Source organism: Amycolatopsis acididurans (assembly GCF_012328925.1).
In the GTDB taxonomy this organism is placed as follows: Bacteria; Actinomycetota; Actinomycetes; order Mycobacteriales; family Pseudonocardiaceae; genus Amycolatopsis_E; species Amycolatopsis_E acididurans.
Genome location: NZ_JAAXLS010000106.1, coordinates 1 through 2,421, shown reverse-complemented (window position 1 = coordinate 2,421; position 2,421 = coordinate 1). Strand labels below are relative to the sequence as shown.

Sequence of the window (2,421 nt, the reverse complement as noted above, 5' to 3'; positions counted from 1 at the left end):
CGATTCCCCACAAGCCCCCACCAGAGCTCCCCACTTCGCTCCCCGGAGGCCTTCACCATCCCCGCGAGGGCCGTTTTCGCGGCCCGACACCCCCGGGCCGGGGGAGGGATGGGAGGCTTCCCCCACGTCGCCCCCACCAGCCACCACCCTTCTCACCTGCGAAAACAGCGTCTCGTTCCCTCGGAAGTGGAGCTATTCGGCGTTGACTGTGGTGAAAAGTGGGGTACGGTGGTGAGCAGTGGGGCGGAAGGGAAGCCCTGTGGGAGGTGGGGCCGATGTTCCTCGGTACCCACACCCCGAAACTGGATGACAAGGGGCGGCTCACGCTGCCCGCGAAGTTCCGGGACGCGCTGGCAGGTGGGCTGATGGTCACCAAGGGGCAAGATCACTGCCTCTACGTCTTCCCGCGTGCCGAGTTCGAGCAGATGGCCCGCAAGGTCGCGGAGGCCCCGTTCACCAACGAGGCCGTCCGTGCCTACCAGCGCTATCTGTTCGCCGGGACCGACGAGCAACGCCCGGACGGGCAGGGGCGCATCGCGATCGCGTCCGAGTTGCGGCGTTATGCCGGGCTCAACAAGGAGTGCGTGGTGATCGGTGCGATCACCAGGTTGGAGATCTGGGACGCACAGGCCTGGGAAACCTACCTGGAGGAGCACGAGGACAGCTACGCCAAGGCGCAGGAGGAGGTCTTGCCGGGCGTTTTCTGAGCGTCCGGCCGGGCGGCACCCACGCCGTCGGGGGGCGCGGGTGGCGATTTTCGGGAGTGACCGGACTCGGATGCCGTGAGGCCTCTGTCCGCTCAGCGGCCCTGGTGCACCTTCCCCGGCACCAGGCCCGCAGCGGGCGGGCGGGGACCTGACGGCATCCGAGTGGCGTATCGAGGGGGTGGGAATCGCATGGCGGAGCATGTTCCGGTGCTGCTCGAGCGGGTGCTCGAGCTGTTCGCGCCGGCGTTGTCCGGCCGTCCCGCGGTACTCGTCGACGCGACCGTCGGCCTCGGCGGCCACTCCGACGCCCTGCTCTCGGCGCATCCTCAGCTCAGGCTCATCGCACTGGACCGCGACCCCAACGCGCTCGAACGCGCGGGGGAACGGCTCGCGCGGCACGGTGACCGGGTCGAACTCGTGCACGCGGTGTACGACCGCATCGGTGACGTGCTGGCCGAACGCGGCCTGTCCACTGTGGATGGTGTGCTGTTCGACCTCGGCGTCTCCTCGATGCAGCTGGACCTCGCCGAGCGCGGCTTCGCCTACGCCAGGGACGCGCCGCTGGACATGCGGATGGACCCGACGACGGGACCCACCGCCGCCGACGTGCTCAACACCTACGAACCCGCCGAACTCGTGCGGATTCTGCGCGAGTACGGCGAAGAACGCTTCGCCCAGCGGATCGTGAAGGCGATCGTGGCGCAGCGTCAGCGCGAGCCCTTCGACCGAAGCGAGGGGCTCGTACGACTGCTCTACGACGCGGTTCCGGCGGCGAGCCGCCGCACCGGAGGGCATCCCGCCAAGCGCACCTTCCAGGCGTTGCGGATCGAGGTCAACGGTGAGCTCGACGTGCTGCGCGCCGCGATCCCCGCCGCACTCGCGGCGCTGGCCCCCGGAGGCCGGATCGTGGTCGAGTCCTACCAGTCGCTGGAGGACCGCATCGTCAAGCAGGCGTTCGCGGAGCTCGCGAAATCCCGCACCCCGCAAGGACTTCCGGTCGAGCTGCCCGGCCACGGGCCCGAGCTGAAACTGCTCACCCGCGGCGCCGAGAAGGCGGACGAGGCCGAGATCGAACGCAACCCGCGTGCCGCGTCCGTGCGGCTGCGCGCGGCGGAACGGATACAGGAGGCGGCATGACTGCGCCCACCCGGACACGGAGGAAGCCCGCGGTCGAGCCCCGGTCGCGCGTGGGCACGATGCCGCGGGAGGCCGAGCGGCCCACCCGCACCGGCCAGCAGCGCACCGCGGCCGCCGAGCGCGCCTACGCCCGCCGCGCCCAGCGCGCGGACCTGGTGCGTGGCAAGGAGAAGGAGGTCGAGCAGCCGCAGCCGCGCAAGTTCACACTGCGCTGGCCGCGCTCTCGCGCGTCGTTCGTGCTGATCGTGATGACCCTGCTGGCCGCGGGTGTGGCCACCACGCTGCTGCTGTCCACGCAGGCCATCGCCGACTCCTACCGGCTCGAGCAGCTCCGCGAGGAGAACTCGTCGCTGGCCGAGCAGTCCGAGCAACTGCAGCAGGACGTGTCGAACGCCGAGGCAGCCTCGTCGCTGGCCGACCACGCCAAGGCGCTGGGCATGGTGCCCTCGGGTGAGCCGGCGCACCTGGTGCAGAACCCGGACGGTTCGGTCCGCGTCGTCGGCACGCCCGCGAAGGCGACGGCTCCCGCCACACCGCCGCCGCCCGCCCCGTCGACACCGGCCACCCCGCCGGCCAC

3 protein-coding genes are annotated in these 2,421 nt (G+C 70.9%); all 3 read left to right on the top strand.

All coding sequences use genetic code 11. The annotated features are described in order from the left end of the window. Nucleotides 1-275 precede the first annotated feature (275 nt). Entirely contained in the window at nucleotides 276-707 is a 432-nt protein-coding gene (mraZ, locus tag HFP15_RS42020) for a division/cell wall cluster transcriptional repressor MraZ (RefSeq protein WP_168524188.1), read from the top strand. Nucleotides 708-896: 189 nt separating this feature from the next. Continuing rightward, nucleotides 897-1,844, top strand: coding sequence for a 16S rRNA (cytosine(1402)-N(4))-methyltransferase RsmH (gene rsmH / locus HFP15_RS42015; protein WP_168524186.1), 948 nt, complete (start codon nucleotides 897-899; stop codon nucleotides 1,842-1,844). Further along, nucleotides 1,841-2,421, top strand: a 581-nt coding sequence (gene ftsL / locus HFP15_RS42010; RefSeq protein WP_168524184.1) for a cell division protein FtsL, incomplete at its 3' end; no start/stop codon positions are given. The genes rsmH and ftsL, both read left to right, overlap by 4 nt.

Excerpts from the sequence above, each read along its gene's own strand:
- mraZ (WP_168524188.1), top strand. The coding sequence starts at position 276 with ATGTTCCTCGGTACCCACACCCCGAAACTGGATGACAAGGGGCGGCTC.
- rsmH (WP_168524186.1), top strand. The coding sequence starts at position 897 with ATGGCGGAGCATGTTCCGGTGCTGCTCGAGCGGGTGCTCGAGCTGTTC.